The sequence below is a fragment of the Micrococcus sp. 093350064-1 genome (assembly GCF_053627955.1).
In genome coordinates this window covers 1-3170 of sequence record NZ_JBSEYU010000028.1, presented here as the reverse complement: position 1 = coordinate 3170, position 3170 = coordinate 1, and the positions used below count along the sequence as shown (strand labels likewise).

Annotated in this window: 1 protein-coding gene and 2 pseudogenes; 1 reads left to right on the top strand and 2 read right to left on the bottom strand. The window is 66.4% G+C overall.

Annotation, left to right across the window (positions count from 1 at the left end):
• Positions 1–109 precede the first annotated feature (109 nt).
• Positions 110–355 (top strand): annotated as a pseudogene (locus ACUW6W_RS11630) (IS5/IS1182 family transposase); the annotation flags it as partial.
• A 115-nt stretch (positions 356–470) separates the two neighbouring features.
• On the opposite strand, the gene ACUW6W_RS11625 reads toward ACUW6W_RS11630, so the two are convergent.
• Positions 471–2579 (bottom strand): acyltransferase family protein, encoded by a 2109-nt coding sequence (locus ACUW6W_RS11625; RefSeq protein ID WP_081097732.1) that lies wholly within the window; start codon positions 2577–2579, stop codon positions 471–473.
• 253 nt (positions 2580–2832) lie between these two features.
• Positions 2833–3036, bottom strand: a pseudogene (locus ACUW6W_RS11620) (integrase core domain-containing protein); the annotation flags it as partial.
• Positions 3037–3170: the final 134 nt, after the last annotated feature.

Below are 3170 nucleotides of genomic sequence, written 5' to 3'. Positions count from 1 at the left end.
ATGAGCACGGAGGTGATGCCGACCCTGCAGACCTGACAGGTACAAGCCCCCTACAACCTCGAAGACGGTTACACCACTTCCAGGGACTTGACCGGTCATCCCCGTGTGAGCTGACCATCAGGGCCACCGCAGGCGTCGTGGCTGCAGCAGCGGGTGCCCCGTCGGCTTCGACGCAGTCGCCTGTAGGGGCCGCAATGTCATCGAACGTCAGTATGCGCCCCTGCAGCAGTCGCGCGGACGGGTGGCCAGGTATGACGAGTGCACGATCATCTACCGGCCCGCCGAGCGCCTGACCACTGGGGTCACATGGTTGAAGCTGGTGTCAGACACGCCCTGGGCGCGCCCGGCGCCGTAGTTCTGCTCCGCATGCTGCCCACCTCTTCGAGGCCGATAGAGGAGCGGGAACGGACTGAGGGTGTCATCAACACCCGCACCATTCCCATCCCTTGATCAGCGCGCTCGAGAGAGCCTCAGCGTCCTAGACGCATGCCGTCATGCTCCAGGGCCGCCAGCGCACGCTCGATGAAGACGGGAGCAAGAGTCTCTACATACGTTGGGGTGAGGTGGTTGTCGTCCCAGTACACATGGACGTTGCCCACCGTGGGCTGGCACTGACGGCCCGGGCAGATCATGTCGTTCAGCTGCACCTGCGCGATGCGGGGATGAGCATCGGCCAGTCCGGTCAGGGGGCTGGTGTTCGGATCGAGCACGGTATGCGTCCAGCGGCATGTCGCCGCATCGATCCCGTGTGTCCTTCCGCAGGTTGTGGGTGATCCGGCCGCGAACCGGGGGTTGTCCCGGAGTGCGAGGACATGGGCACCCGTCCCCGCAATCTCCTCCATCCGCCCGACCATCCCCGGGGTGAGCATCTCCTCGTCCTCATAGGTGCTGCGTGTGCCCTGCATGAAGACGACGTCCGGGCGTACATGCTCCACGACCAGGTTGAGGTCCGCGAGGAAGTCCGGGCACTTCGGGGAGTCGTCCACCTGCTCCTCCATCGGCGCTACCAGGCAGCTGCCCCGCGTATAGCTGACGACCTCCAGCCGTCTTTCCTCACCGAGGCGCCGGAGAGCGGGGGACCACTGCATCACGTGGCTGTTGCCGGCCATCAGCACGACGCCGGCCGGATCTGCTTGTGGGACGAGGACATGGCACGACTCGGCTCCGACCTCGGTCAACTGTGCTTCCAGGGCGGGGTCGCACTCCTCGGGGTACTCGGGGAAGGGGTACCGTCCCTCCACCACGGGCAGAACGGGGGCACCGGGGTCTCCAGCTGGCTCGTAGTCGGGGCGCAGGACGGCGGCGCCCGGGTTGTTCCGGTCGGCCGCCTCGAGGACTCGTGCGGACTCCGCTGCCTCGGCGCCGCGCCACAGGGTCACCGGCGCCACAACGAGAGCGGCGCAGGTCCCCAGTACGACGGCGGACCGCCAGGCGGCCGTCTGGGGCCAGCCCCACGCTCGTAGCGGACGCTCCACGCGCACCGAGAGGAGGAGGGCCGCGCCGAGGGAGACGACGACGAGAACGACGCCTGCGGCCGCGCCGGGTTTCTGTGACCCCGTGAGGACGGAATAGGTGATGAGCAGCGGCCAGTGAATGAGGTAGAGAGCGTAGGCGGAGTCACCCAAGCGGGTGAGCGGGCGGGAAGCCAGTACCCGGTCCACACCGAAATGGGAGCCGCTGGTGCCCGCGACGATCACAGCAGTGGCCGACATCAGCGGCCACAGCGCGATCCAGCCGGGGAAGGCGCCCTGGACGTCCACCACGACGCCGACGGCGATCATGCTCGCGAGCCCTGCCCAGCCGAGGAACACCCGTGTGCGCCGTCCCAGGTGAATGAATGGAAGGACGAGCGCCAGGAGGGAACCGAGGGCGAACTCCCATAGGCGAGCCCGAGTGTCGAAGTACGTGAACGCCTGGTTCTGGGAGGTCTGGGTCACCGACCACAGCAGGGACACGACGAACACCGAGGCGAACGCAGTCGTGAGGACGGCTCGGGGCCGCGCCCCGGTGCGGCGGGCCACCAGGGCTGAGACAAGGAAGAGGAGCGGCCACAGGATGAACACCTGCCCCTGGACCGACAGCGACCAGAAATGCTGGAAGGGGGACAGCGAGGTGTTGTCGGCGGCGTAGTAGTCGACGGCATTGAACGCCAGGGCCCAGTTTTCCACGTAGAGGGCCGACGCCAGCGCCTCCGTCCGCCACGAAGCACGGTCGGCCAGCGGATACACCGTGGCAACGGCAACCAAGGTAAGCAAGATCGTCAGCACCGCCATGGGCATGAGGCGCGTGAAGACGTGAAGCCAGTAGCGCCCCACCGCGAGGGGCCTTCCAGCCTCCATCTTGCGGGTGAAGGAGCCTGTCAGGAAGAAAGCCGAGATGAACAGGAAGATGTCGACGCCGCCCGACACCCTGTCCGTGAAGATGTGGAACACCACCACCAGAAGGACGGCTACCGCGCGCAAACCCTGGATCTCCGGTCGCCAGTCCGCCTGCCTTCGGGCCACCACAGGAGTCGAATCGGGCCCATCAGCCGCGTGTCGGGGGCGGTAGCCGCGGGGATAGACGGACGGATTGGTCATGGTGGCCTCAGCAGTGTCAGAGGGATGGGAAGGCAAACGGCAACATCATGCCTGAGGGTGATTCTTTCGAACGGGAAGCTGACCAGCGGATTAAGGCTCGTGGCCCAGCCCTCACGTCGCACAACGGCGCCCGCACCCTCGCGCGGTAGGGCGCGGGCGCCGTCGTGGAGGTGAAAGGGAACGCCTCAGGCGCAGGCGTCGTCGGCCTCCCCGGACTACTGCTCACTGAAGCGCCCTGGGTTCCGTTCCGAGGTCAGGATGCAACGGGCGCTGAATCCTGATCGTGAGTGTAAGCCGCCTCAACCTCTGCGGGAGTGTGATAGCCAAGGGCCTCATGCAGGCGGGTGGTGTTCCACCAGTGCACCCACCCCATGGTGGCCAGCTCGACCGCCTCGGTCGACTCCCACACCCGCTTGGCGTGGATGAGCTCGGCCTTGTAGAGCCCGTTCACGGTCTCCTTGAAGCGTCCCGGGTTTCGTGCCGCTCCTATGTGGGTGTGAGCCGCCCCCTTCATTCGGTCCGGACGTTCTGTGAGTCGTCGGTTTCCATTTGATGGGTGCACTGCCGAGCGTACTCGGCTGGGGTTAGGTA